The sequence below is a fragment of the Rhodococcus sp. IEGM 1307 genome, assembly GCF_030056915.1.
GTDB lineage: Bacteria > Actinomycetota > Actinomycetes > Mycobacteriales > Mycobacteriaceae > Rhodococcus_F > Rhodococcus_F opacus_D.
This window is the reverse complement of record NZ_JASHKW010000018.1, coordinates 46,326-68,895: the sequence shown is the minus strand read 5'-3', so window position 1 is coordinate 68,895 and position 22,570 is coordinate 46,326. Positions and strand designations below refer to the sequence as shown.

Here is a 22,570-nt window from a genome sequence, read left to right as displayed (position 1 = left end):
GTCGTGCACGGGGCTAACCTGGTACCCATGTCTGTCCGCACAGCACTGAGCCCCGGAACCGTGTCGCCCGTCCTCGCCGTACCGGCGGGGATCGAGCGTCCCGAGTATGCGTGGAAGCCCACGGCGAAGGAAGGCAACGAGCCGTGGGTGCAGACCCCGGAGACCATCGAGGCCATGCGGGTGGCGAGCAAGATCGCGGCGCAGGCCCTGCAGGAGGCCGGTAAGGCGGTGGCGCCGGGTGTCACCACCGACGAGCTCGACCGCATCGCGCACGAGTACATGATCGATCACGGCGCCTACCCGTCGACGCTCGGATACAAGAGTTTCCCCAAGTCGTGCTGCACGTCGCTGAACGAGGTGATCTGCCACGGCATCCCCGACTCGACGGTGATCCAGGACGGCGACATCGTCAACATCGACGTCACCGCGTACATCGGCGGCGTGCACGGGGACACCAACGCCACGTTCCTCGCCGGGGACGTCGCCGAGGAGAACCGGTTGCTGGTGGAGCGGACCCACGAGGCGACGATGCGCGCCATCAAAGCCGTCAAGCCCGGCCGTGCGCTCAACGTCATCGGCCGCGTCATCGAGTCGTACGCGCACCGCTTCGGCTACGGCGTGGTCCGCGACTTCACCGGACACGGCATCGGCACCACCTTCCACAACGGCCTCGTCATCCTCCACTACGACGAGCCCTCCGTGGACACGGTCATCGAACCCGGCATGGTGTTCACGATCGAACCGATGATCAACCTCGGCGACATCGGCTGGGAGATCTGGGACGACGACTGGACCGTCGTCACCAAGGATCGCAAGTGGACGGCTCAGTTCGAGCACACCATCGTGGTCACCGAGACCGGCAACGAGATCCTCACCCTGCCTTGAGTGAGAGCCGGTGGAAGGGCGCCCTGCTCGTCGCCGGCACCACGTCCGACGCGGGCAAGAGTGTGCTCGTCGCGGGACTGTGCCGGATGCTCGCGCGGCGAGGTGTCCGGGTGGCGCCGTTCAAGGCGCAGAACATGTCGAACAACTCCGTCGTCACGCTGGACGGCGGCGAGATCGGCCGGGCGCAGGCGCTGCAGGCCGCGGCCTGCGGACTCGAGCCGAGTGTCCGCTTCAACCCCGTACTGCTGAAACCGGGGAGCGACCGCACGTCGCAATTGGTGGTGCGCGGCCGCGCGGTCACGTCCGTCGGAGCCCGCGACTACATCGAGCACCGGCAGCACCTGCGTGCGGTGGTCGCCGAGGAACTGGCGTCGCTGCGCGCCGACTACGACGTCGTGATCTGTGAGGGAGCGGGCTCACCCGCCGAGATCAACCTGCGAGCCACCGACCTCGCCAACATGGGGCTCGCCCGGGCCGCGGGCCTGCCGGTGATCGTCGTCGGCGACATCGACCGCGGTGGAGTGCTCGCCCACCTGTTCGGCACCGTGGCGGTCCTCGAACCGGACGACCAGGCGTTGATCGCGGGATTCGTGATCAACAAGTTCCGCGGCGACGTGTCGTTGCTGGGGCCGGGCCTCGAGCAGTTGACGGCCGTGACGGGACGCCCGACGCTCGGGGTGATTCCCTTCGCCGAGGACCTGTGGCTCGACGCGGAGGATTCGCTCGGTGTGGTGGGGGACGCCCCGGTCGGACGTCCGGCGCCACCGATCGGCGACGACTGGCTGCGGGTGGCCGCGATCCGCCTGCCCCGCATCTCCAATTCGACGGACGTCGAGGCGCTCGCGTGCGAACCCGGGGTGTCGGTGCGCTGGGTCACCGATCCGTCGCGGCTGGAGGACGCCGACCTGATCGTCCTGCCCGGCAGCAAGTCGACCGTGTCGGATCTGGAGTGGTTGCGCCGCAACGGCATCGCGGATGCGATCGCCGCGCACGCGAAACGCGGCGGTCCGGTGCTCGGCGTGTGTGGCGGCTACCAGATGCTCGGGTCCGTGATCGTCGACGACGTCGAATCCGGCCGGGGTGCGGTGCCCGGTCTCGGACTGCTCGACCTCGAGGTGGAGTTCGCCCCGGACAAGGTGCTCGCGCAGGTGCGCGGCAACGCCCACGGAGTTCCGGTGTCCGGGTATGAGATCCATCACGGCCGGGTGCGGCGCAACGGCGACGAGCCCCTGCTCCACGCGAGCAGCGGCGCCGCGGAAGGCAGTATCCGCGGCGCCGTGTACGGCACGCACTGGCACGGACTGCTGGAGACCGACCGTTTCCGCCGGCTCCTGCTGGACGACGTGGCCGATCACGCGGGGAGAACCGGTTTCGTCACCGCACCCGACACGGATGTCGCCGCGATCCGGACCGCTCAACTCGATCTGCTGGCGGATCTGGTGGAGCAGAACCTCGATCTCCGTGCCCTGGAGGACCTCCTCGGCGCAGGTGCCCCGGAAGGCCTTCCGGCCATCGCGTCGACCCTGGTGCGTTAGGCCGTCGCGCGGCGGACGAGCGCCCACGCCGCGATGATCCCCGCGGCCGCGGCCAGTGCCGGCAGCCACACCATCGGCACCGACCGGGGCGCGGCGGCGAACCAGTGGCCGATGTCCGGCCACCACTTCTGCCACGTGATCACGAACGCGGCGGCGCCTGCGGCGAGGAGAGTGCCGACGCCGAGCGTGAAGAGCCCCACCACCCGCCACCGGTGATGCAGTGCGCCCAGGAACATTCCGGCCGCCGCGGTCAGTGACAGGAAGGCGAAGTAGGCGGCCAGTTGTATGACCGGGTCGGACGTGAAGTAGTTGGGTATCGCGAACATCCGCATCCCCACACCCCAGCCGCCGGTGGCCTCCTCGATCAGCGACAGTCCGTAGAGCATTACCCCGAACACGAAGACCTGGACGGCGGCGACGATCAGGGTGGCCGCGAAATAGTCGCGTCGGGTGACGCTCATCCCCAGTGCGAACGGGAACGTCTGTGTCATGGCCTGCAGGTAGAACGCGAGAGCGAACCCGAACAGCGAGAAGACGCCGCCGGTGAAGTTGGTGTCGCTGCCGGTGTCGCCCACCATCGCGAAGATGGCCGCACCGATCGTGAACGACGCGACCAGCACGCCCAGTGGCCACGCGACGAGCAGGGGCCAGGCGACGGTGTGGATGCGGGAGACGGTCAGGACCCGGTTCGTCATCGTGCGTCCTCCTTGGTGGCCGTGGTGCTGCGGACCACGAGTTGCTGAAGGCTGAGCGGCTCGAAATGCAGGCCTTCGTCGACCGCCCGGTCCCGTTCGGAATCCGACAGGGTGGTCTGCACGGTTGCCCGTTCGTGATTACCCAGCGATTCACGGTGCAGGACAGTCTTGTTCGAGGTGAAGTCGGCGACGAGCGAAGCCAGGCCGGAGACGACGACGGCGCCTTCGCGCAGCGCGTCGGTGTCCTCGTCGAGGATGATCCGTCCCTTGTCGATCAGGATCACGTGTTCGATCAGGTCGCTGACCTCGTCGATGAGGTGTGTGGAGAGCACGACCGTGCGCGGGTGTTCGGCGTAGTCGGCGAGAAGCCGGTCGTAGAAGAGGTGCCGTGCCACCGCGTCGAGCCCGAGATACGGCTCGTCGAACAGGGTGAGCGGTGCGCGGGAGGCGAGACCGACCGTCACGCCGAGCGCGGACGTCATGCCCCGCGACAGCTTCTTCACCTTGCGGCACAACGGAAGGTCGAAATCCTCCAGCAGTGTCTGTGCGAACTCCTCGTTCCAGTGGGGGAGCAGGTGCCGTGCGGTCGCGAGGACGTGCCCGACCTTGAAGTCGTCCGGGTATTTCTGGCTCTCCTTGACGAAGCACACCTCGGTGAGTGCCCGGGAGTTCTCGTGCGGAGCCTGACCGAAGATCTCGACCGTGCCCGAAGTCTGGAACTCCTGGCCGGCGAGGATCTGCATGAGCGTGGTCTTGCCGGCGCCGTTGCGGCCGAGGAGGCCGTAGATCTTGTTCTCCTGCAGGGAGAAGTCGATCCCGTCGAGTGCGACGAAGTCGCCGAATCGCTTGCCGAGGCCCCGCGCCGAGGCGACCGTCTTCGTGTCGAATGCTGTGCCGATCATCGTGCTCCCTCCCGTTGGTCGAGCATGGTCTTGAGTTCGGCGATGCTGACGCCGAGTTTGTCCGCCTCGGTGACGAGCGGGTCGATGAACTGGCGCGCGAACCGCTCGCGTCGCCGGAAGCGCAGCGCGTTCCGGGCGCCGGAGGTGACGAACATTCCGATTCCCCTCTTCTTGTAGAGGATCCCGTCGGCGACGAGCTGATTCAGCCCCTTGGCTGCGGTCGCCGGGTTGATCCGGTGGAACGCGGCGAGCTCGTTGGTGGACGGCACCTGGCCTTCTTCGGGAAGGGTTCCGTCGATGATCGAGTTCTCGATGAGTTCTGCGATCTGCTGGAACAGCGGTCTGCCGTTGTCGATCATCGACGCCCGCCTCGTCGGTTGATCGGTTCATTACTCATGTAATGAACCATAGAACCAGGGAGGTCCGAGCGCAAGACGTCCCCGATCGCGTAGTTTTTAGCCCATGGAACTGACGCACGTGGCGGTGGGAAATGGAACCTGCACGGTCCGCATCGACGGACCGGAGAGCAAACACACCGTTCTCCTACTGCCGGGGGCCGGCGACGGACCGGATGTCTACGACGGCGTCTGCGAGCGCCTGCACAATTCCGATCTGCGCACGATCGTGCCCGAGGACATCACCGGTCTCGACGAGACGACGATCATGGCTCTGCTCGACGAACTGAAGGTCGGGTGGGTCAACCTCGTCGGCAGCCGCGAAGGAGCCGAACTGGCGTGGTCGCTGGCGGCTCGCCAGTTCGGACGCTTCGCCAGCCTCGTGGTGGCCGACCGGGGGCATCCGGCGGCACCCGACTCCGCCGGTGCGGTGCGCGGATCCGACTGCCCGCCGGTCGAACTCCCCACGACCGTGATGGTCGGCAGCCCCGACCGGCGTGCCGAGGCGGACGCGAGCGGCCGCTTCGTCTACTCCGACTTCCGCGTCGTACAACTCGACGACGTCACCAACGTCCCGGCCGCGGCGGCGGCGGAGCTGGCCACCGAGATCGTCCTCCGTACCAGCCCCTGGTAGATCCCGGCCCCACGCCGAGCGCGACCGTGTTCAGCGTGGGGCGTACATGATGACGGCCATGCCCAGCAGGCAGATCAGGGCGCCCGAGACGTCCCAGCGGTCCGGGCGGAAACCGTCCGCCACCATGCCCCAGATCAGCGAGCCCGCGACGAACACCCCGCCGTACGCGGCGAGGATGCGGCCGAAGTGGGCGTCCGGCTGCATCGTCGCGACGAACCCGTACGCACCGAGCGCCGCCACACCGGCGCCGATCCAGATCCAGCCCCGGTGCGCGCGGACGCCCTGCCACACCAGCCACGCGCCGCCGATCTCGAACAGCGCCGCGACGGCGAACAGCGCGACGGACTTGGCGACCGTCACTCGGGCGGCAGCTCGAGGCCGAGGAGAGCGTTCTCGACGACCTCGGGCAGCGCCGGGTGGATCCAGTACTGTCCCCGCGCCATCTGCTGCGCCGTCAGCCCGAAGCTCATCGCCTGGATCAGCGGCTGGATCACCGTGGGTGCCTGGGCGCCGATCACGTGCGCACCGAGCAGACGCCCGGTGCCGCGTTCGGCGATGACCTTGCACAGCCCCTCGTCGTCCTCCATCGCCCACCCGTAGGCGACGTCGCCGTACGCCTGCACCTTCACCGTGATGTCCCAGCCCGCCTCCCGGGCCTCGGCCTCGGTCAGCCCGACGTGCGCGATCTGCGGGTCGGTGAACACGGCGGCGGGTACGAACCGGTGGTCCGCGGCGCGCAGACCCGACGTGTCCTTCCACGCGTCCTGCAGGAGATTGTGCTGAACCACTCGCGCCTCGTGGTTGGCGACGTGCTTGAGCTGGTACGGCGAGGAGACGTCACCGAGCGCGAAAACGCCTTCGGCACTGGTCCGTTGGTAGTCGTCGACCACGACGCGTCCCTCGTCGTCGAGGTCGATGCCACCGGCGGCGGCCCCGATGGCGTCGCCGTTCGACTGCCGCCCGGTCGCCACCAGGAGAACGTCACCCGAGACGACGGTGCCGTCCTCGAGTTCGACCGCGACGCCGTCACCGTCGCGGCGCACGGCCGCGACGGCGCTGCCGCGGTGCACGTCCCATTTCTTCTGGGCGAGATCCGTGAACCGGCGCGAAACGTCCTCGTCGAGGTGCCGCAGCAGGTGGGAGCTGCGCGCGATCAGCGACACCCGGGTGCCGAGCGCGGAGAACACGTGCGCGAACTCGGCGGCGATGTATCCCGCACCGATGATCACCATGCGCTCGGGCAGCTCCGGCAACCGCATGATGTCGTCGTTCGTGTAGTACCGCACACCGGATTCCCGGACCACGTCGGGAATGATCGGCCGGGACCCGGCCGCGATCACCACCTGGTCGGCGGTGACGACCTCCCCGGTTCCGGTGTCGAGGGTCCGTGGGCCCACGAACGTCGCGTGCCCGCGGAACAGCGTGGTGTTCGGGCTGTCCTCGGCGCGGTAGCGCTCCCCGCCTGCCGAGATCGGGTCGATGCGGCCGAAGACCCGTTTGACGATGTCCGGCCAGCGCACCCCCTCGAGCTCCGCGTCGACGCCGTACTTCGCGGAATTGCCGACCGTGCGGGCCACCTCCGCGGCGTAGACGAACATCTTCGTCGGGATGCAACCCACGTTCAGGCACGTCCCGCCGAAGATGCCCTCCTCCAGGATCGCGACCGTCTTGTCGGCGAAGCGTTCGTCGGGCAGCGAGTTTCCGGACCCCGAACCGATGATCGCCAGATCGAAATGTGTCATCGGTTGGCCTCCGCCGCGTTGTGGCCGTGCAACCAGTCGAGCCACAGGTCCACTTCGGCGAACGCCTCCGCCCGGGGCTTGTCGGCGGACAGGAACACGTCGTGCCGGGCGCCCGCGATGGGCACGATCGTGGTGCGGTCACCGAGGCAACCCGCCCAGCGGGCGATCTGCCGGACGTCGAGGACGGCGTCGGCCGTGTCCACCCTGGGGTCGTACCGCGGCGCGAAGTACGACGCCTTGGACCGGAGGATCAGGGCCGGAACCCCGATGTCGAGACCGCGGTGCAACTGGGCGTGCCCACGGCGCACCGCACGCAACCACCCGAACGTCACCGGGAAACCGCTCAGCGGCTTCCAGTCGAGGTTGTAGTTCCAGATACCGTTGCCCTCCACGTGCAGGCTCACGCCGTACGTGTCGAGCCCGGTCTTCGGGATGATCGACTTGCGTTTGACGCGCCCGAGCGCATCGACGGCCACCGTCCCCACGTTTCGCAGATACGACGGACCCTGCAGGTCGAACCACGGGCTGTTGAGGATGACCCCGCTGATGCCGAGTGCCGCGGTGCCGCCCGGCTTGCGCTGCAGGCGGTGCAGCCACAGCGGCAGAACCAGACCGCCCGTCGAATGCGCGACCAGCAGGACCTCCCCGTCACCGGTCTGTTCCCGGACCTGGCGCAACGCCTCGTTCAGCTCGGCGTCGTACAGCGTCAGATCGGAGACGAAGTGCGGCGTCTGGCCGGGTTCGAGCGAGCGGCCGCACTTGCGCAGGTCGAGCGCGAAGAACGCGTAACCCTGTTCGGCGAAGTGCTCGGCCAAGTGCTTCTGGAAGAAGTAGTCGGTGAATCCGTGAACGTAGAGCACGGCGCGGCCGGTCTTCTTCGTCTCCTGCGCGGGCTGGTAGCGGATCAGCGTCGCCTTCACCTCGCCCTCGCCGTCCGGGTCGGTGCCGAGAGGAATGGTCAGCTGCTGATATCCGTCGCCGAGAACGTCGGGAGCCCATGTAGTCACAGATCACAATCTAATGTGCGATTCGGGGGCGCGGGGAGGCGCACAATTGGGGCAGGTGATTCTCGCTCATACGCGCGGGTAACCTATCCGGCGAACACGGCAGGCGTATGCGCGTACGGCTATGGACAAGGAAGTCGATACTCCAGTGTCAGATCAGAATGCGGTAGAGACGAAAACGGATGTAGTGCTGGTTGGCGCGGGCATCATGAGCGCGACGCTGGGAGCGATCCTGCGTCAGGTGCAGCCCGATTGGTCGATCACCACATTCGAGCGGCTCGACGCAGTAGCCGCCGAGAGCAGCGACCCGTGGAACAACGCGGGCACCGGCCACTCCGCGCTGTGTGAGCTCAATTACACCCCGCAGAACGCCGACGGCACCGTGGACATCACGAAGGCCGTCAACGTGAACGAGCAGTTCCAGGTGTCGCGGCAGTTCTGGGCGCACGGTGTCGAGAGCGGTGTGCTCACGCACCCCAAGGAGTTCATCAACCCCATCCCGCACGTGAGCTTCGTGCACGGCGAGGCCAACGCGAAGTACCTGCGGGCCCGCTACGACGCCCTCGCCGGTCACCCCCTGTTCGCGGGCATGGAGTACATCGACGCACCCGACGAGTTCACCCGTCGCCTGCCGTTGATGGCGAAGGGCCGCGACTTCAGCGATCCCGTCGCACTCAACTGGACCCAGGACGGAACCGACGTCGACTTCGGCGCCCTGACCAAGCAGCTCCTCGGTTACGTCGGCGCATCCGGCGGCGTCGTCCACTTCGGGCACGAGGTCACCGACCTCACCAAGCAGTCCGACGGCAGCTGGGTGGTCAAGGTCACCAACCGCCGCAACGGTGTGAAGAAGGTCGTGCGCGCCAAGTTCGTGTTCGTCGGCGCCGGTGGCGGTGCGCTGCACCTGCTGCAGAAGTCCGGCATCGAGGAGGCCAAGGGCTTCGGCGGGTTCCCCGTCAGCGGCGCGTTCCTGCGCTGCACCAACCCGGAGCTCATCGACCAGCACCGCGCCAAGGTCTACGGCAAGGCCGCCGTCGGCGCGCCGCCCATGTCGGTTCCGCACCTCGACACCCGCGTGATCGGCAACAAGCCCGGACTGCTGTTCGGGCCGTACGCCGGCTGGTCGCCCAAGTTCCTCAAGCAGGGCCGCGTCACCGACCTGCCCAGCTCGGTCAAGCCGAACAACCTGCTCTCGATGCTCGGTGTCGGCGTCAGCGAACTCGGTCTCGTCAAGTACCTGATCAGTGAGCTCGCGATGTCCGAGGCCGGCCGGATCGAGACCCTGCGGGAGTTCGTCCCGAAGGCGCTCGGCAAGGACTGGGAACTGATCACCGCGGGCCAGCGCGTCCAGGTCATCCGTCGAGCCAAGGGCAAGGGCGGCGTTCTCGAGTTCGGCACCGCCGTCGTCAACGCCGCTGACGGCACCATCGCGGGCCTGCTCGGCGCGTCGCCGGGTGCGTCGACCGCGGTGCCCGCCATGCTCGACGTGCTGCAGCGCTGCTTCCCGGCCCAGTACGAGTCGTGGAAGCCGAAGCTCCAGGAAATGGTGCCGTCGCTGGGCGTGAAGCTCTCCGACGACACCGCGCTGTTCTCGCAGGTGTGGGACTGGACGTCGAAGGTGCTCCAGCTCGACACCAGCAAGGTGGAGGACGCGTCGGTCGCGGTCTGACGCACCGACCGGCCCGGGTTCGCGGGCGCGCACACTTGCCGGTGCTGTGCGATAGTTGCCTGTCATGACGGCAACTGCAGCACTCAAGCGTTCGTGGGCACTCGATCTCGACAACAAGACGCTCTACGAGTTGCTCAAGCTTCGCGTAGAGGTCTTCGTCGTCGAGCAGGCGTGCCCGTACCCGGAACTCGACGGCCGTGATCTGCTGGCCGAGACCCGCCACTTCTGGCTGGAGCAGGACGGTCAGGTGGTCTGCACTCTCCGCCTCCTCGAGGAGCACGCCGACGGCACCACGTCGTTCCGCATCGGTCGGCTGTGCACGTCGCGGCCGGCGCGCGGGCAGGGGCACACGACGCGTCTGCTGCGCGCCGCGCTCGCCGAGGTCGGCGACGCGCCGTGCCGCATCAACGCGCAGACGTATCTGGTGGACATGTACGCCAAGCACGGTTTCAAGCCGGACGGCGAAGAGTTCGTCGAGGACGGCATCCCGCACGTCCCCATGCGTCGCGGCGGCGGTGCCGCTTACGGCGCTGCGTACGAGGCGGCGGAGGCGGCCCCGTCGAGCGCCGCGCAGTGAGCGCCGACTAGGGTCGTCAGGTGAATGTCCGCGGGGAAGTCCTGTTCGAATCAGGCGCGGTCCCGCCACTGTGACGGATCTCTGACCGGCTGCCACCACCCTGGTTGCCGATCCGGTCTCCCAGCCAGATTGCCGCGGCGTTCGTACCGGCCAAAGCTCTCGGCGAGGAAACCGGGACGTGAAGGGATGCAGCGTGCGTACGGATCGTGAAGTGGACCAAGTTCGACCCGACTTTTCGTGGGGATTCCCGTTCAGTGCGGTGGTCGGTCAGGACCGGTTGCGCCTCGCCCTCATCCTCTGCGCGGTCCACCCCGGTATCGGCGGTGTTCTCGTCCGCGGTGAGAAGGGGACGGCCAAGTCGACGGTGGTCCGTGCTCTCACCGCACTGCTGCCCGCGGTGCACGACGAGAACGGGACGCGCCCGGCGCGACTGATCGAACTGCCGGTCGGAGCCACGGAGGACCGCGTCGTCGGTTCCCTCGATCTCGAGAAGGTCCTGCGCGACGGTGAGCGCGCTTTCCAACCCGGGCTGCTGTCGGCCGCCCATCAGGGTGTCCTGTACGTCGACGAGGTCAATCTTCTGCACGACCATCTGGTCGACGTGCTCCTCGACGCGGCGGCGATGGGCCGCGTTCACATCGAGCGTGACGGCATCTCGCACTCGCACGCCGCCCGATTCGTGCTGGTCGGCACGATGAACCCGGAGGAGGGCGAGCTCCGGCCGCAGCTCCTCGACCGGTTCGGGCTGGCCGTCGACGTCGCCGCGTCGCGGGAGGTGGACGTGCGCATGGAGGTGGTCCGGCGGCGCCTCGACTTCGAGCGTGACCCGGCACGGTTCGCCGAGCGCTACGCCGAGCAGGACGCCGCCCTGGCGGCCGCCATCCTCGAGGCCCGCGACCGGCTCGACGACGTCGAGCTCGACGACGTCGAGTTGCGCCGAATCTCTTCTCTCTGTGCGTCGTTCGACGTGGACGGCATGCGCGCCGATCTCGTCCTCGCCCGGACCGCGACCGCGCACGCCGCATGGCGGGGCGCCGGCGTCGTCACGGCGGAGGACGTGCGGGTCGCCGCCGAGCTGACCTTGCCGCACCGCCGTCGCCGGGATCCGTTCGACGAACCCGGCCTCGATGAACAGCAGCTCGACGACGCTCTCCGTCAGGCCGACGAGGACGCCAGGTCCGGTGCCGAGGAACCGCCGGAGCAGGAGCCGGGAACTCCGCCCGGCACCCCGCCCGGACCGGACGGCGGGGACACCGACCCCGAGGGGCCCGACGATCCCGACGGGCCCGGAGGTGGCGCTCCGGCACCCCCGGAACGCCCGGCGGGACCGACCGGCACCCAGTTCACCACCAAGCTCCTCGAGGTACCCGGAGTCGGCGAGGGCGCGCCGGGCCGGCGTTCCCGTTCGCGCTCGTCCCGCGGTCGCGCGGTGCGCTCCACCGCCGAACAGGGGCACGGACTCCACCTGGTGGGCACGCTCTTCGCCGCCGCTGAGCGGCAGGTCGCCCGCGGCCGGAGCGCCGGCCGGATGATCCTGGACTCCGCCGATCTGCGCGGGGCGATTCGCGAGGGTCGCGAGGGCAACCTCGTGGTGTTCGTCGTGGACGCGTCCGGGTCGATGGCGGCCCGTGACCGATTGTCCGCCGTGACCGGTGCCGTCGTCTCACTGCTGCGCGACGCCTACCAGCGCCGCGACAAGGTCGCGGTGATCACGGTTCGTGGGCGAGCCGCGGAACTGGTTCTGCCGCCCACGTCTTCGGTGGACATCGCCGTCCGCCGCCTGCGCGGAATGAAGACGGGCGGCAAGTCCCCGCTGGCAGAAGGATTCCTGCGCGCGCGTGAGGTCGTGCTGCGGGAACGTCTCCGCGATCCGCAGCGCCGCGCCCTCGTCGTCGCACTGACCGACGGGCGGGCGACGGGCGGCAAGGACGCACTGCACCGGGCCACGGTGGCCGCGGGACTGCTCGCCGACAGTTCGGTCGCGTCGGTGGTCGTCGACTGCGAGACCGGCGTGGTCCGGCTCGGGCTGGCCGCGGAGCTGGCCCGCCGGCTGCGGGGCGGCTACGTGCGCCTCGGTGAATTGTCCGCGCAGCAGGTCGCGGGCGTCGTCCGCGCCGCGGCGTGATCCGGACGCGGCTTCGGTAGGGGAGAGAGAAGACACATGCCCAAGGGTGTTCCCGAGAACGTTCCGAACGACGGCCTCACCACACGTCAACGACGCAACGCTCCCGTGCTCGCGGTCCACACCGGACGGGGCAAGGGGAAGTCGACGGCGGCATTCGGCATGGCGCTGCGTGCCTGGAATCAGGGATTCGACGTCGGGGTGTTCCAGTTCGTCAAGAGCGCCAAGTGGAAGGTGGGGGAGGAGGCAGCCTTCCGCGCCCTCGGTCAGCTGCACGAGGACACCGGTGTCGGTGGGTCGGTGCAGTGGCACAAGATGGGCGAGGGCTGGTCGTGGACGCGCAAGCACGGCAGCGAGGAAGACCACGCCGCCGCGGCCGCCGAGGGATGGCGCGAGATCGCCCGCCGGCTGGGGGCCGAGGAACACCGGTTCTACGTGCTGGACGAGTTCACCTATCCCCTGAAGTGGGGGTGGGTGGACGTCGACGAGGTGGTCGAGGTCCTGCAGAACCGGCCCGGCAACCAGCACGTGGTGATCACGGGCCGCGACGCCCCGCAGGCACTGATCGACGCCGCGGATCTGGTGACGGAGATGACCAAGATCAAGCACCCGATGGACGCCGGCCGGAAGGGCCAGCGGGGCATCGAGTGGTGACCACGCTCCCCGCGGCGCCGGCGGTGGTCATCGCTGCTCCCGCATCGGGCAGCGGAAAAACCACTGTCGCAACCGGTTTGGTGGGAGCGCTCCGTGAGTCGGGCTGCACGGTGGCACCGTTCAAGGTCGGCCCCGACTACATCGACCCCGGATATCACGGGCTCGCGGCCGGACGTCCGGGACGCAATCTCGACCCGGTCATGGTGGGCGCGCAGCGGATCGCCCCGCTGTACCGGCACGGCAGTTCGGGATGCGACCTCGCGGTCGTCGAGGGCGTCATGGGCCTGTTCGACGGCAAGATCGACGCCGCGTCGCAGGAACCGTCGGCCGAGGGATCGACGGCCCAGGTGGCGGCACTGCTCGGCGCCCCGGTCGTGCTCGTGGTCGACGCCCGCGGGCACAGCCAGAGCCTGGCCGCGGTCCTGCACGGCTTCTCCACCTACGACACCGGGGTCCGCATCGGCGGTGTGATTCTCAACCGGGTGGGAAGCCCGCGGCACGAACAGGTGCTGCGACAGGCATGCGAGCGCGTCGGGCTCCCCGTGCTCGGTGCCGTGCCGCGGATGGCCGAACTGGAGGTCCCGTCCCGACATCTCGGGCTGATCCCGGCGGCGGAGCACGGGGCTGACGCGGTGGCCGCCGTCGACGCGATGACCCGATTGGCCGCCCGCCACCTCGATCTGCCTGCCATCCGCGCGCTCGCGTCGTCGGCGGTAGACGGGCCGGTGTGGGACCCCGCCGCCGAGGTCGGGCCGATTCTCCCCGGCCCGAGCCCGGTCGTGGCGATCGCCGGGGGCCGGGCGTTCACGTTCGGGTACGCCGAACACCGCGAACTCCTGGGCGCCGCCGGTGCGGACGTGCTCACGTTCGACCCCCTGCACGACGCGTTGCCGCCCGGCACGAGCGGTGTGGTGCTGCCCGGTGGCTTCCCCGAGGAACACGCCGTCGCGCTCGCGGAAAACTCCGCGCTCCTGACGCAGATCCGCGAACTCGCCACGGCGGGGGCGCCGATCCATGCGGAGTGCGCCGGTCTGCTCTACCTCGCCCGCAGTCTCGACGGGCACGCGATGGCCTCCGTGGTCGGGGTCGACGCCTCGTTCGGGTCTCGTCTCACGCTCGGGTACCGCGAGGCGGTGGCGGTGACGGACTCTGCACTCTTCGCGGCGGGTGAGCGGGTGGTCGGCCACGAGTTCCATCGCACGTCGCTCGCCGCGGCCGAGGCGGACGGCTTCGCGCCGGCCTGGGGCTGGCGGCCCTGGGACGGCGCCCCTGCGCGCGAGGGTTTCGTCCGCGGCGGCGTGCACGCCTCGTACCTGCACACGCACCCTGCGGGTCACCCGGAGGCGATCACCCGTTTCGTGGCCGCGGCCCGCACCTTCGCCGCGCATGGGTGACGTCTGCGTCGGCGTCGGGTTCCGCGCGGCAGCGAGCAGCACCGACATCCTCGCCGCCGTCCGACACGTGCTGACGTCCGCGAACCCGGGTCCGGACGCGACACTGGACTGCCTGTGCACCCTCGACCGCAAGGCCGCGGAGCCGGCTGTCCGGGATGCGGCAGCGGCGATGGGTGTCCCCGTCCGCGGATTCGCCTCCGGGGAACTGGCCGCCGTCGAGGTGGCGAACCCGTCGGACCGCGTGCACTCGGCGACGGGATCGCCGAGCGTCGCAGAAGCGGCGGCGGTGCTCGGCGCGGGGGGCGGGCCCTTGATCGTGACCAAGTGGTCCGCGAATGGCGTCGTCGTCGCCGCAGCCCGTAAAGTTTCGTAGGTTCGAGACGAGACATGCACGATTTTCAGGAGAAACGGGGAGAGCGCGTGACTGCTGCCACCGGAGACGAGACCAACTACCTGGTCGGACTCAATTTGGCCGATCGTCGTGTGGTCGTGGTCGGTGGCGGAACAGTGGCACAGCGCAGGCTCGGGCTCCTGATCGCATCGGGTGCGCGGGTGCACCTGATCAGCCGTGCGGTCACGCCGGCGGTCGAGGGAATGGCCACCGCGGGACAGATCACACTGGACCTTCGCGAATACCGGGACGGCGACCTCGCCGACGCCTGGTACGCCATCGCGTGCACAGATGAACCGGACACCAACGCGGCGATCGTCGCCGAGGCCGAGCGGAATCGTGTCTTCTGCGTCCGAGCCGACAACGCCCGCTACGGCACCGCCGTCACACCCGCGAGCGCAAGCTACGACGGGATGAGCATCGGCGTGCTGGCGGGCGGCGACCACCGCCGTTCCGCCGCAGTGCGCACCGCCCTCGTCGAGGGCCTGCAATCCGGTGCGGTCGCCGACACCGCCGACCACCCGGCGGCCGGTGTCGCACTGGTGGGCGGCGGCCCGGGCGACCCCGACCTCATCACCGTCCGCGGCCGGCGACTGCTCGCCCGCGCCGACATCGTGGTCGCCGACCGCCTCGCCCCGCCGGAACTGCTCGCCGAACTGGGCTCCGACGTCGAGGTCATCGACGCCGCGAAGATCCCCTACGGCCGTGCGATGGCGCAGGAGGCGATCAACGCCGCCCTCATCGACGGAGCCAAGGCAGGCAAGTTCGTGGTGCGGCTCAAGGGCGGCGACCCGTACGTGTTCGGCCGCGGCTACGAGGAACTCGAGGCGTGCGCCGCGGCGGGTGTTCCCGTCACGGTCGTCCCCGGCATCACCAGTGCCATCTCGGTGCCGTCGGCCGCCGGCATCCCGGTCACTCATCGAGGCGTCACCCACGAGTTCGTCGTCGTCAGCGGTCACGTCGCCCCCGACCACCCGGATTCCCTCGTCGACTGGTCGGCACTCGCCCGGTTGAAGGGCACGATCGTGTTGCTGATGGCCGTCGAGCGCATCGAGGCGTTCGCGACGGTCCTCATGGAGGGTGGGCGTCCGGTGGACACCCCGGTCACGGTCATCCAGGAGGGCACGCTGCGCACGCAGCGCACGGTGCGGACCGATCTCCAGACCGTCGCCGCCCGGGTGAAGGAAGAGCAGATCCGGCCGCCTGCCATCGTGGTCATCGGGCCGGTGGCCGGGTTTTCTGTGGACGCTGGGTAACGTGAACCCTCGTGTCTGAATCCCGAGTACCCGAAGGCGCGTCGGCGTCGAACAAGTCTGCGGCGAGAGCCACGGTGAATCCGCCCGCTGCCACCCGCGTGATGGGGCTTGCAATCATCGTGCTCAGCGGGCTGCAGATGATGGTGGTCCTCGACGGCACCGTCGCCAACCTGGCGCTCGCGCCGCTGCAGGCCGATCTCGGTCTCAGCGACAGCGGCCGCAACTGGGTGTTGACGTCGTACGCGCTGGCGTTCGGTGGCCTCATGCTCCTCGGCGGACGGCTCGGCGACGCGTTCGGCCGGAAGAAGATGTTCGTCGGCGGTGTCGCCCTGTTCACCGTCGCCTCGCTGCTGTGCGGTCTCGCGGTGGGCGAGTTCATGCTGATCGCCGCCCGGTTCCTTCAGGGTGTCGGCGCCGCGGTGGCGTCCCCGACGGCGCTGGCTCTGGTCGCGACCACGTTCGCGGCCGGACCTGCGCGTAACCAGGCCATCGCGATCTTCGCGGCCATGACGGGCATCGGGTCGATCGCCGGCCTGATCATCGGCGGCGCCCTCACCGAGGTGTCGTGGCGACTGATCTTCCTCATCAACGTGCCCATCGGCGTCGTCATCGTGGGGTGCGCGTTCGTCGCATTGAAGGAGACCGCGGGCGAGCGCCTGGCCCTCGACGTTCCCGGGGCGGTCCTCGCCACGGTCGCGGCGACGGGCGTCGTGTTCGCGCTCACCGAGGGTCCGGAACTCGGGTGGGGGAGCCCGTACGTGATCGGTGCGCTCGTCGCCGGTCTGCTGCTGTTCTGCGCATTCCTGTACGTCGAACGGACCGCAGACAACCCGCTGCTGCCGTTCTCCCTCTTCCGCGACAAGAACCGGGTGGCGACGCTCGTCGCGATCTTCTTCGCCGGTGCCGTGATGTTCACGGTCGCCGCGTTCGTCGCGTTGTTCGTCCAGGACATCCTCGGCTACAGCCCCCTCGAGGCCGGCCTCGCGTTCATCCCGTTCGCGTTCGGCCTCGGCGGCGCGGCCGCGGTGGCGTCCAAGCTCGCCGTGCGGATCCAGCCCCGGTGGCTCGTGGTCGCCGGCGCCGCGATCATGGTGGTCGGGCTGCTGTACGGCTCGACTCTCGACAGTTCCGCCACCTACCTCGGCAACCTGTTCGTGCCGGTCATCGGTATCGGATTCGGTGTCGGACTCGCCGTCGTCCCGCTCCCGCTGTGCGCCATCGCCGGTGTGTCGGAGACGGAGATCGGTCCGCTCGCCGCCATCGCCCAGGTGGCGCAGACCCTCGGCGGACCCCTCGCCCTCGCCGTCATCGGGGCGATGGCCACCTCACGCACGCTGTCCCTCGGCGGCATCTCCGGCAAGGTCGCCGACATGAATCCGACGCAACTCGAGGCGCTCGGCAACGGGTACACGTTCGCCCTCGTCGGCAGTGCCGGCTGCGCCCTCATCGCGGGACTGGCCGCGCTGTTCATCCGCTTCACCCCGCAACAGGTCGCGCAGGCGCAGGCCGCCGAGAAGGCCGCGCAGCAGGCGTGAACGCGGTCCGGTCCGGTTTCGGCCCGGTTGTCGGAGTCCGTCTATAGCATCCGGTCATGGACTACAAAATCGAGCTGATCATTCTGCCGGTGTCCGACGTGGACCGGGCCAAGGCGTTCTACGCCGACCAGGTCGGCTTCGTCGTCGACCACGACCACCGCGTGAACGAGAACGTCCGGTTCGTCCAGCTCACGCCGCCCGGGTCGGCGTGCTCGATCGCTGTCGGCGAGGGCCTGGTCGACACGCCGCCCGGCTCGGTGCACGGGTTGCAGATCGTCATCGACGACGCCGACGCCGCCCACGCCGAGCTGTCCGCCCGCGGCGTTCCCGTCAGCGACGTACAGGACCTGGCGTGGGGGCGCTTCGTGTACTTTGCCGACCCCGACGGCAACGAGTGGGCGCTGCAGCAGCTTCCGCCGCGCAGCTGACGCGCGGCGGGTAGCGGAAATCGGCCTGCCCTCGCGCGACGAGCGGGGCATGATTGTCCTGTGGTCACGCCCTCCTGCACGTCCGTCACGGGGGCAGCCGCGGTGGGGCTGCTCCTCGCTGCCTGCGTAGCCGGGGGATCGGCCGCCGCCGCGCCTGCATCCGACGCACCGGATCCTCGCGTCGGTCCGCTGTTCCTGGCCGGCACGCCCATCCACGTCTGCACCGGATCGGTTCTGGACAGCGCGGACGGCGACCTCGTCCTCACCGCCGCGCACTGCATCGCGGGGTCCGGCGGCGCGCTGTCGTTCGCACCCGGATTCGACCGCGGCGTGGCCCCGTTCGGACTGTGGACGGTGTCCCAGATCTACGTCGACCCCGCATGGCTGGAGTCGCAGGACCCGGAGCACGACTACGCCGTGCTCCGGGTGGCCCCGAGCGGAACCACCGTGCCGGCGGCCGTCGAATCGGTGGTCGGTGGGGGATTCGAGTTGGCGTCCGCGCCGGAACCCGCGACCACCGTGGCGGTGACCGGCTATCCGACCCTCGGGGACGGTCCGGTGTCGTGCACCGCCGCGACCACGTCGACGGACAGCTATCCGACGGTGGTCTGCGACGGTCTCGGCGAGGGAACGAGTGGAGGCCCGTGGGTCGTGGGTTCGCGGGTCGTCGCCCTCGTCGGAGGCCTCGACCACGGCGGGTGCACCGACTCGGTGTCCTACTCGCCGACGTTCGGTTCCGGAACGCTCGCCCTGGTGGACCGCGCGGAGCGCCGTGATGCCGGCGACTCGACACCGTTCGCCCTCGCCGGCGCCTGCACCCGATCCTGACGAACCGGGTCAGCGCGGGGCAGGCCGGTACCGGCGGACGGGCCTGCCGGCGCCCCCGTATTCGAGCCGGACCTCCAGCAGTCCCTCGGACAGGTAGTGCTCGAGGTAACGGCGCACACTGACCCGGGACAGTCCGGCGAGTTCGGCGCATTCGGTCGACGACAGCTCGCCCTTCGACCGCAGGATGTCGAGCACCAGGCGCCCGGTTTCGGCGCTGAGCCCCTTCGGGAGCCGGCTCGGTTCCGGATTCTTGCCCTTGCCGCCGAACAGGGAGTCGATCAGGGATTGGTCTGCGCCGGACTGTGATTCGAGGGCCCGGGCACGGCGGCGGAAGTTCTCGAGTTTCTCCTGCAGCTGCGTGTAGTCGAACGGTTTGACCAGATAATCGGAGGCGCCGCCGTGCAGTGCGCGGCTGACGGTGTCGATCTCCCTGGCGGCGGTGATCATGATGACGCCGACGGCGTTGCCCTCCGCACGCAGTCGTTGCAGGACGTCGAGGCCGGACATGTCCGGCAGGTACACGTCGAGGAGCACGAGGTCGGGGTGTGCGGTCCGCACCGATTCGAGGGCCTCGGCGGCGGTCCGCGCCACCCCGACGGTGGTGAACCCCGGTGTCTTGTCGACGAATCGGCGGTGGATCTCCGCGACCATGAAGTCGTCGTCGACGACCAGGACCTCATACATCGCCACGCCGTCCCGTCATGATCGGAGAGTCTAGCTACGCGGCACGTGGACGGTGAACAAGGCACCGCCGGTGCCGGGTGCGTCCGAGACGGCCGCGGACCCGCCGTGCTGGGAGCTGACGAGACGGACCAGGGCGAGCCCGATTCCGCGGCCACCGGGGGTGCCCGGCTTCGAGGTGACACCGCGCGAGAAGATCTCCTCCCGCATCGTCTCGGGAACTCCGGGGCCGGAATCGGCGACCTCGATAAGGATGCCGTCGTCGTCGGTGATCCGGATCGAGATCCGCGCGTCCCGGCCGCCCTCGGACACGTCGACGGCATTGTCGATGAGGTTGCCGAGGACGGTGATCACGTCGGTGGCGAGTTCGGGGTCGAGGGCGTGTAGGTGCGAGTCGGGTTCCAATGTCAGCGACACCCCGGTCTCGGCGGCGAGCGACGTCTTCGCGATCAGCAGCGCGGCGACAGCCGGATCCGAGATGCGTTGCGTGACAGCATCACTGATCTCCGCTCGGCGGCGGGTGAGGGTGCCGACGAAGTCGGTGACGGCGTCGTAATCGCCGAGCTGCGTCAGACCCGAGATCGTGTGCAGCTGGTTGGCGAACTCGTGCGTCTGCGCCCGCAGGGTGTCTGTGACACTCTTGTGCGAGGACAGCTGGCTCTGCATGGATGCCAGTTCGGTGCTGTCGCGCATCGTGGTGACGGTGCCGATCTTGTGCCCCTGGCTGGTGGCCGCGCGCCGGCTCAGCGCGAGCATGCGCGACGACGTCGACAACACCACGTCGCGGCCGTCCTCCCCGTTGAGGAGGTACTGCCGGACGGCGGGGTCGAGCGCGACGTCGTCGACGTGCCGGCCGACGGCGTCGTCGGTGAGGTCGAGCAGTTCCTGGGCGCTGTCGTTGAGCACGGTGATCACCCCGTCGGGGTTCACCGCGACCACACCCTCGCGGATGCTGTGCAAGAGGGCCTCGCGATGGTCGGCAAGGCTTGCGATCTCGGCGATTTCGAGTCCACGGGTGTGGGTCTTGATCCGGCGGGACAGCAGCCACGAGCCGAGAAGCCCGAGACCGGCGCCGATTCCGAGATACAACAGCAGGCGCGCCCCCGCGCTGCTGAGCAGGTCCCAGAGGGACGGGTAGTCGTCGCTGACGGTCACGACCGCGAGGACGTCCCCGGTGGCGGACAGGATCGGGACGTGTCCGACGATGGCGCGGCGTCCGTCGACGTCCACGTCGCCCGACCAGGCCCGCCCGGTCATCACATCGCTGGCGCCGAGTTCCGCGGGCACCCCGAGCCGCGTCGGATCGGACGACACGGTCACCGCCCCGTTCGGCGCGACGATCTCGGCGAGTGTGGCGCCCGACAGGTTGACGGCGCGATCGACCTCCGGCGCCAGCACGCGCTCGACCGAGCGGTCCGACAGCTGGTCGCGCACCACCGGCGTCGACGCCACGTTCTCGGCCACCGCGATCATGCGCTGCCCCTGGAGGTCGCGGAACTCGACGGTCGACTGGTGGACCGACACGGCGGCAACCGCGAGCAGCACGACGCCGACGACGACGAGCTGGAGGAGCAGGACCTGGCCCGCGAGGCTACGCACGCGGGGATGAAGTGGTGACCACAATGAACTTAAGTTCCGTTTCGTTCGCATAGGTGACGTACATCACCCCTGAGGTTCAGTATTGCGGAAGATCACATTCATGGCGAAATGAGGAACGATGTCGAGAACAGGTAGCGGGAGCAGGGTACGCGCGCTGCTCCTGCTCGCGCTCGTAGGCCTCCTCGTGGCCGGCTGCGGGGTCACCCGCGGCGAGGACGAGGGCCTGCACAGAGTGCGGATGATGGTTCCGAACAGTCCGGGCGGCGGCTACGACCTCACGGCGCGGACCGCGGTGAAGATCATGGAAGACGAGGGCATCACCGGCCGCGTCGAGGTCTTCAACGTGATCGGCGCAGGTGGAACGGTCGCAATGGCCAGGCTGATGAACGAGGCCGGCAACGACGACCTCATGATGATGATGGGCCTGGGTGTCGTCGGCGCCGGCTACACCAACGGATCCACCGCACGCGTCTCCGAGGCCACCGCGCTGGCCAAGGTGGTCGAGGAGCAGGAGGGCATCCTCGTGCCCGCGGATTCGCCACTGCAGACCATCGACGACTTCGTGGCCGCATGGCGCGCCGACCCGGCGTCGATCACCATCGGCGGCGGTTCCTCGCCCGGCGGCCCGGACCACCTGTTTCCGATGGAGACGGCGCGCGCGGTGGGAGTGGACCCGAACGCGGTGAACTACGTGTCCTACGACGGCGGCGGCGACCTGCTGACGGCCCTTCTCGGCCAGAAGATCACCGCAGGCACGTCGGGACTCGGCGAGTACGTCGACCAGATCGAGGCCGGCCAGGTCCGGGTCCTCGCGGTGTCGGGGAACGAGCGGGTCGAGGGTATCGACGCGCCGACGCTCACGGAGGCCGGCGTGGACCTGACCTTCACCAACTGGCGGGGAATCTTGGCGCCGCCCGGACTGTCCGACGGCGCCAAGGCCGACATGGTCGAGGCGCTCCACAAGTTGCACGACACACCGGAATGGAAGGAGGCCCTGGTGAAGAACGGTTGGAGTGACGCCTTCACGACGGGACCGGAGTTCGAGCAGTTCCTCCGGGACCAGGACGAGCGGGTCTCGTCCACCCTGGCCGAATTGGGGCTGACATGACCGCGCCCGCAGAACCGTCCGCCGTCTCCGCGGACACGGCCCCGGCGCCGAAGCGGCGGGACTACGCACAGTTCATCGTCTGCGCGGTGATGGCCGTGGTCGGGGTCTTCCTCATCGTCGACGCACTGTCGCTGAGCGAAGGTTTCGCGAAGGTCGACCCGGTGGGCCCGCGACTGTTCCCGCTCGTCATCGGCGGTGGACTGCTGGTCTTCGCCGTGGTGCTGGCCGTCGCGATCCTGAGGGGCTCCACCGGGGAAGCCGACAGCGGCGAGGACGTCGATCCGGACTCGCCGGGTGACTGGAAGACGGTGGGACTGCTCGTCGGGTTGTTCGTGGTGACCATCGCGCTCGTCGACTTCCTGGGCTGGGCGATCATCGGCACCGTCCTGTTCGCCGGGGCCGCAACCATTCTGGGCAGCCGGCACTGGGTGCGGAACATCGCGATCGGGGCCGTGCTCGGATTCGGCAGCTTCTACGCGTTCTACATCGGGCTCGGAATACCGCTGCCCGCAGGCATTCTGGACGGAATTCTCTGA

The 22,570-nt window shown here is 69.1% G+C and carries 23 protein-coding genes; 15 read left to right on the top strand and 8 right to left on the bottom strand.

Translation table 11 applies throughout. From position 1 onward, the window contains the following. Positions 1-27: 27 nt before the first annotated feature. A complete protein-coding gene (gene map / locus QM841_RS29740) occupies positions 28-885 on the top strand; it encodes a type I methionyl aminopeptidase (protein ID WP_005259297.1) in 858 nt (285 codons plus the stop codon). Next, on the top strand, positions 882-2,420 hold the full coding sequence (locus QM841_RS29735) for a cobyric acid synthase (RefSeq protein ID WP_283334774.1): 1,539 nt from the start codon (positions 882-884) through the stop codon (positions 2,418-2,420). The genes map and QM841_RS29735 overlap by 4 nt, the downstream gene beginning before the upstream one ends. On the opposite strand, the gene QM841_RS29730 is transcribed toward QM841_RS29735, so the two are convergent. The 3 genes from QM841_RS29730 to QM841_RS29720 are packed head-to-tail and all read right to left on the bottom strand — an operon-like array spanning position 2,417 to position 4,376. Then, complete coding sequence (locus QM841_RS29730) at positions 2,417-3,115, bottom strand: ABC transporter permease (RefSeq protein ID WP_283334773.1); 699 nt, start codon at positions 3,113-3,115, stop codon at positions 2,417-2,419. The two genes, QM841_RS29735 and QM841_RS29730, sit on opposite strands and share 4 nt — an antisense overlap. Continuing rightward, positions 3,112-4,017 carry an ABC transporter ATP-binding protein gene (locus tag QM841_RS29725; protein ID WP_283334772.1) on the bottom strand — a complete coding sequence of 302 codons (906 nt, stop codon included), beginning with the start codon at positions 4,015-4,017 and terminating at the stop codon, positions 3,112-3,114. The genes QM841_RS29730 and QM841_RS29725 overlap by 4 nt, the downstream gene beginning before the upstream one ends. Next, entirely contained in the window at positions 4,014-4,376 is a 363-nt protein-coding gene (locus QM841_RS29720) for a GntR family transcriptional regulator (RefSeq protein ID WP_005259287.1), read from the bottom strand. The genes QM841_RS29725 and QM841_RS29720 overlap by 4 nt, the downstream gene beginning before the upstream one ends. A 103-nt stretch (positions 4,377-4,479) precedes the next feature. On the opposite strand from QM841_RS29720, the gene QM841_RS29715 reads away from it, so the two are divergent. Beyond that, a complete protein-coding gene (locus QM841_RS29715) occupies positions 4,480-5,046 on the top strand; it encodes an alpha/beta fold hydrolase (protein WP_011598449.1) in 567 nt (188 codons plus the stop codon). Positions 5,047-5,076: 30 nt separating this feature from the next. Here QM841_RS29715 and QM841_RS29710 read toward each other — a convergent pair whose 3' ends face one another. Genes QM841_RS29710 through QM841_RS29700 form a run of 3 tightly spaced genes read right to left on the bottom strand, consistent with a single transcriptional unit; the run spans position 5,077 to position 7,795 of the window. Beyond that, positions 5,077-5,406: a YnfA family protein gene (locus QM841_RS29710; protein ID WP_280784616.1), complete on the bottom strand. Its 330-nt coding sequence runs from the start codon at positions 5,404-5,406 to the stop codon at positions 5,077-5,079. After that, positions 5,403-6,788, bottom strand: coding sequence for a mycothione reductase (gene mtr / locus QM841_RS29705; RefSeq protein ID WP_283334771.1), 1,386 nt, complete (start codon positions 6,786-6,788; stop codon positions 5,403-5,405). The genes QM841_RS29710 and mtr overlap by 4 nt, the downstream gene beginning before the upstream one ends. After that, positions 6,785-7,795, bottom strand: coding sequence for an alpha/beta hydrolase (locus tag QM841_RS29700; protein ID WP_283334770.1), 1,011 nt, complete (start codon positions 7,793-7,795; stop codon positions 6,785-6,787). Before QM841_RS29700 ends, mtr begins: the two co-directional genes overlap by 4 nt. A 121-nt stretch (positions 7,796-7,916) precedes the next feature. On the opposite strand from QM841_RS29700, the gene mqo reads away from it, so the two are divergent. The 10 genes from mqo to QM841_RS29650 all read left to right on the top strand — a co-directional run bounded on the left by mqo (position 7,917) and on the right by QM841_RS29650 (position 18,646). After that, complete coding sequence (gene mqo / locus QM841_RS29695; RefSeq protein WP_283334769.1) at positions 7,917-9,461, top strand: malate dehydrogenase (quinone); 1,545 nt, start codon at positions 7,917-7,919, stop codon at positions 9,459-9,461. 64 nt (positions 9,462-9,525) lie between these two features. After that, a complete protein-coding gene (locus QM841_RS29690; protein WP_283334768.1) occupies positions 9,526-10,038 on the top strand; it encodes a GNAT family N-acetyltransferase in 513 nt (170 codons plus the stop codon). Between the two features lie 211 nt (positions 10,039-10,249). Further along, the gene (locus QM841_RS29685) at positions 10,250-12,163 is read left to right on the top strand and encodes a magnesium chelatase subunit D family protein (RefSeq protein ID WP_283334767.1); all 1,914 of its coding nucleotides are present in this window, start codon (positions 10,250-10,252) and stop codon (positions 12,161-12,163) included. Between the two features lie 36 nt (positions 12,164-12,199). Further along, on the top strand, positions 12,200-12,814 hold the full coding sequence (gene cobO, locus QM841_RS29680; protein WP_283334766.1) for a cob(I)yrinic acid a,c-diamide adenosyltransferase: 615 nt from the start codon (positions 12,200-12,202) through the stop codon (positions 12,812-12,814). Then, complete coding sequence (locus QM841_RS29675; protein ID WP_283334765.1) at positions 12,808-14,208, top strand: cobyrinic acid a,c-diamide synthase CobB; 1,401 nt, start codon at positions 12,808-12,810, stop codon at positions 14,206-14,208. The genes cobO and QM841_RS29675 overlap by 7 nt, the downstream gene beginning before the upstream one ends. After that, positions 14,201-14,581, top strand: a complete 381-nt coding sequence (locus QM841_RS29670) for a cobalamin biosynthesis protein (protein WP_283334764.1) — start codon at positions 14,201-14,203, stop codon at positions 14,579-14,581. Before QM841_RS29675 ends, QM841_RS29670 begins: the two co-directional genes overlap by 8 nt. A 47-nt stretch (positions 14,582-14,628) precedes the next feature. Beyond that, positions 14,629-15,855 carry a uroporphyrinogen-III C-methyltransferase gene (gene cobA, locus QM841_RS29665; RefSeq protein WP_283334763.1) on the top strand — a complete coding sequence of 409 codons (1,227 nt, stop codon included), beginning with the start codon at positions 14,629-14,631 and terminating at the stop codon, positions 15,853-15,855. Between the two features lie 101 nt (positions 15,856-15,956). Then, positions 15,957-17,390, top strand: a complete 1,434-nt coding sequence (locus QM841_RS29660; protein WP_105419418.1) for an MFS transporter — start codon at positions 15,957-15,959, stop codon at positions 17,388-17,390. Positions 17,391-17,446: 56 nt separating this feature from the next. Further along, entirely contained in the window at positions 17,447-17,818 is a 372-nt protein-coding gene (locus tag QM841_RS29655; protein ID WP_105419330.1) for a glyoxalase superfamily protein, read from the top strand. 60 nt (positions 17,819-17,878) lie between these two features. After that, positions 17,879-18,646 carry a trypsin-like serine peptidase gene (locus QM841_RS29650; RefSeq protein WP_283334762.1) on the top strand — a complete coding sequence of 256 codons (768 nt, stop codon included), beginning with the start codon at positions 17,879-17,881 and terminating at the stop codon, positions 18,644-18,646. A gap of 9 nt (positions 18,647-18,655) precedes the next feature. On the opposite strand, the gene QM841_RS29645 is transcribed toward QM841_RS29650, so the two are convergent. After that, positions 18,656-19,330, bottom strand: coding sequence for a response regulator (locus QM841_RS29645; protein ID WP_025432363.1), 675 nt, complete (start codon positions 19,328-19,330; stop codon positions 18,656-18,658). A gap of 30 nt (positions 19,331-19,360) precedes the next feature. Beyond that, the gene (locus QM841_RS29640; RefSeq protein ID WP_283334761.1) at positions 19,361-20,977 is read right to left on the bottom strand and encodes a sensor histidine kinase; all 1,617 of its coding nucleotides are present in this window, start codon (positions 20,975-20,977) and stop codon (positions 19,361-19,363) included. Between the two features lie 67 nt (positions 20,978-21,044). Between QM841_RS29640 and QM841_RS29635 the strand changes: the two genes are divergently transcribed. Both QM841_RS29635 and QM841_RS29630 read left to right on the top strand, forming a co-directional pair. Further along, a complete protein-coding gene (locus QM841_RS29635; protein ID WP_280784626.1) occupies positions 21,045-22,034 on the top strand; it encodes a Bug family tripartite tricarboxylate transporter substrate binding protein in 990 nt (329 codons plus the stop codon). Then, positions 22,031-22,570 (top strand): tripartite tricarboxylate transporter TctB family protein, encoded by a 540-nt coding sequence (locus tag QM841_RS29630; protein ID WP_283334760.1) that lies wholly within the window; start codon positions 22,031-22,033, stop codon positions 22,568-22,570. Before QM841_RS29635 ends, QM841_RS29630 begins: the two co-directional genes overlap by 4 nt.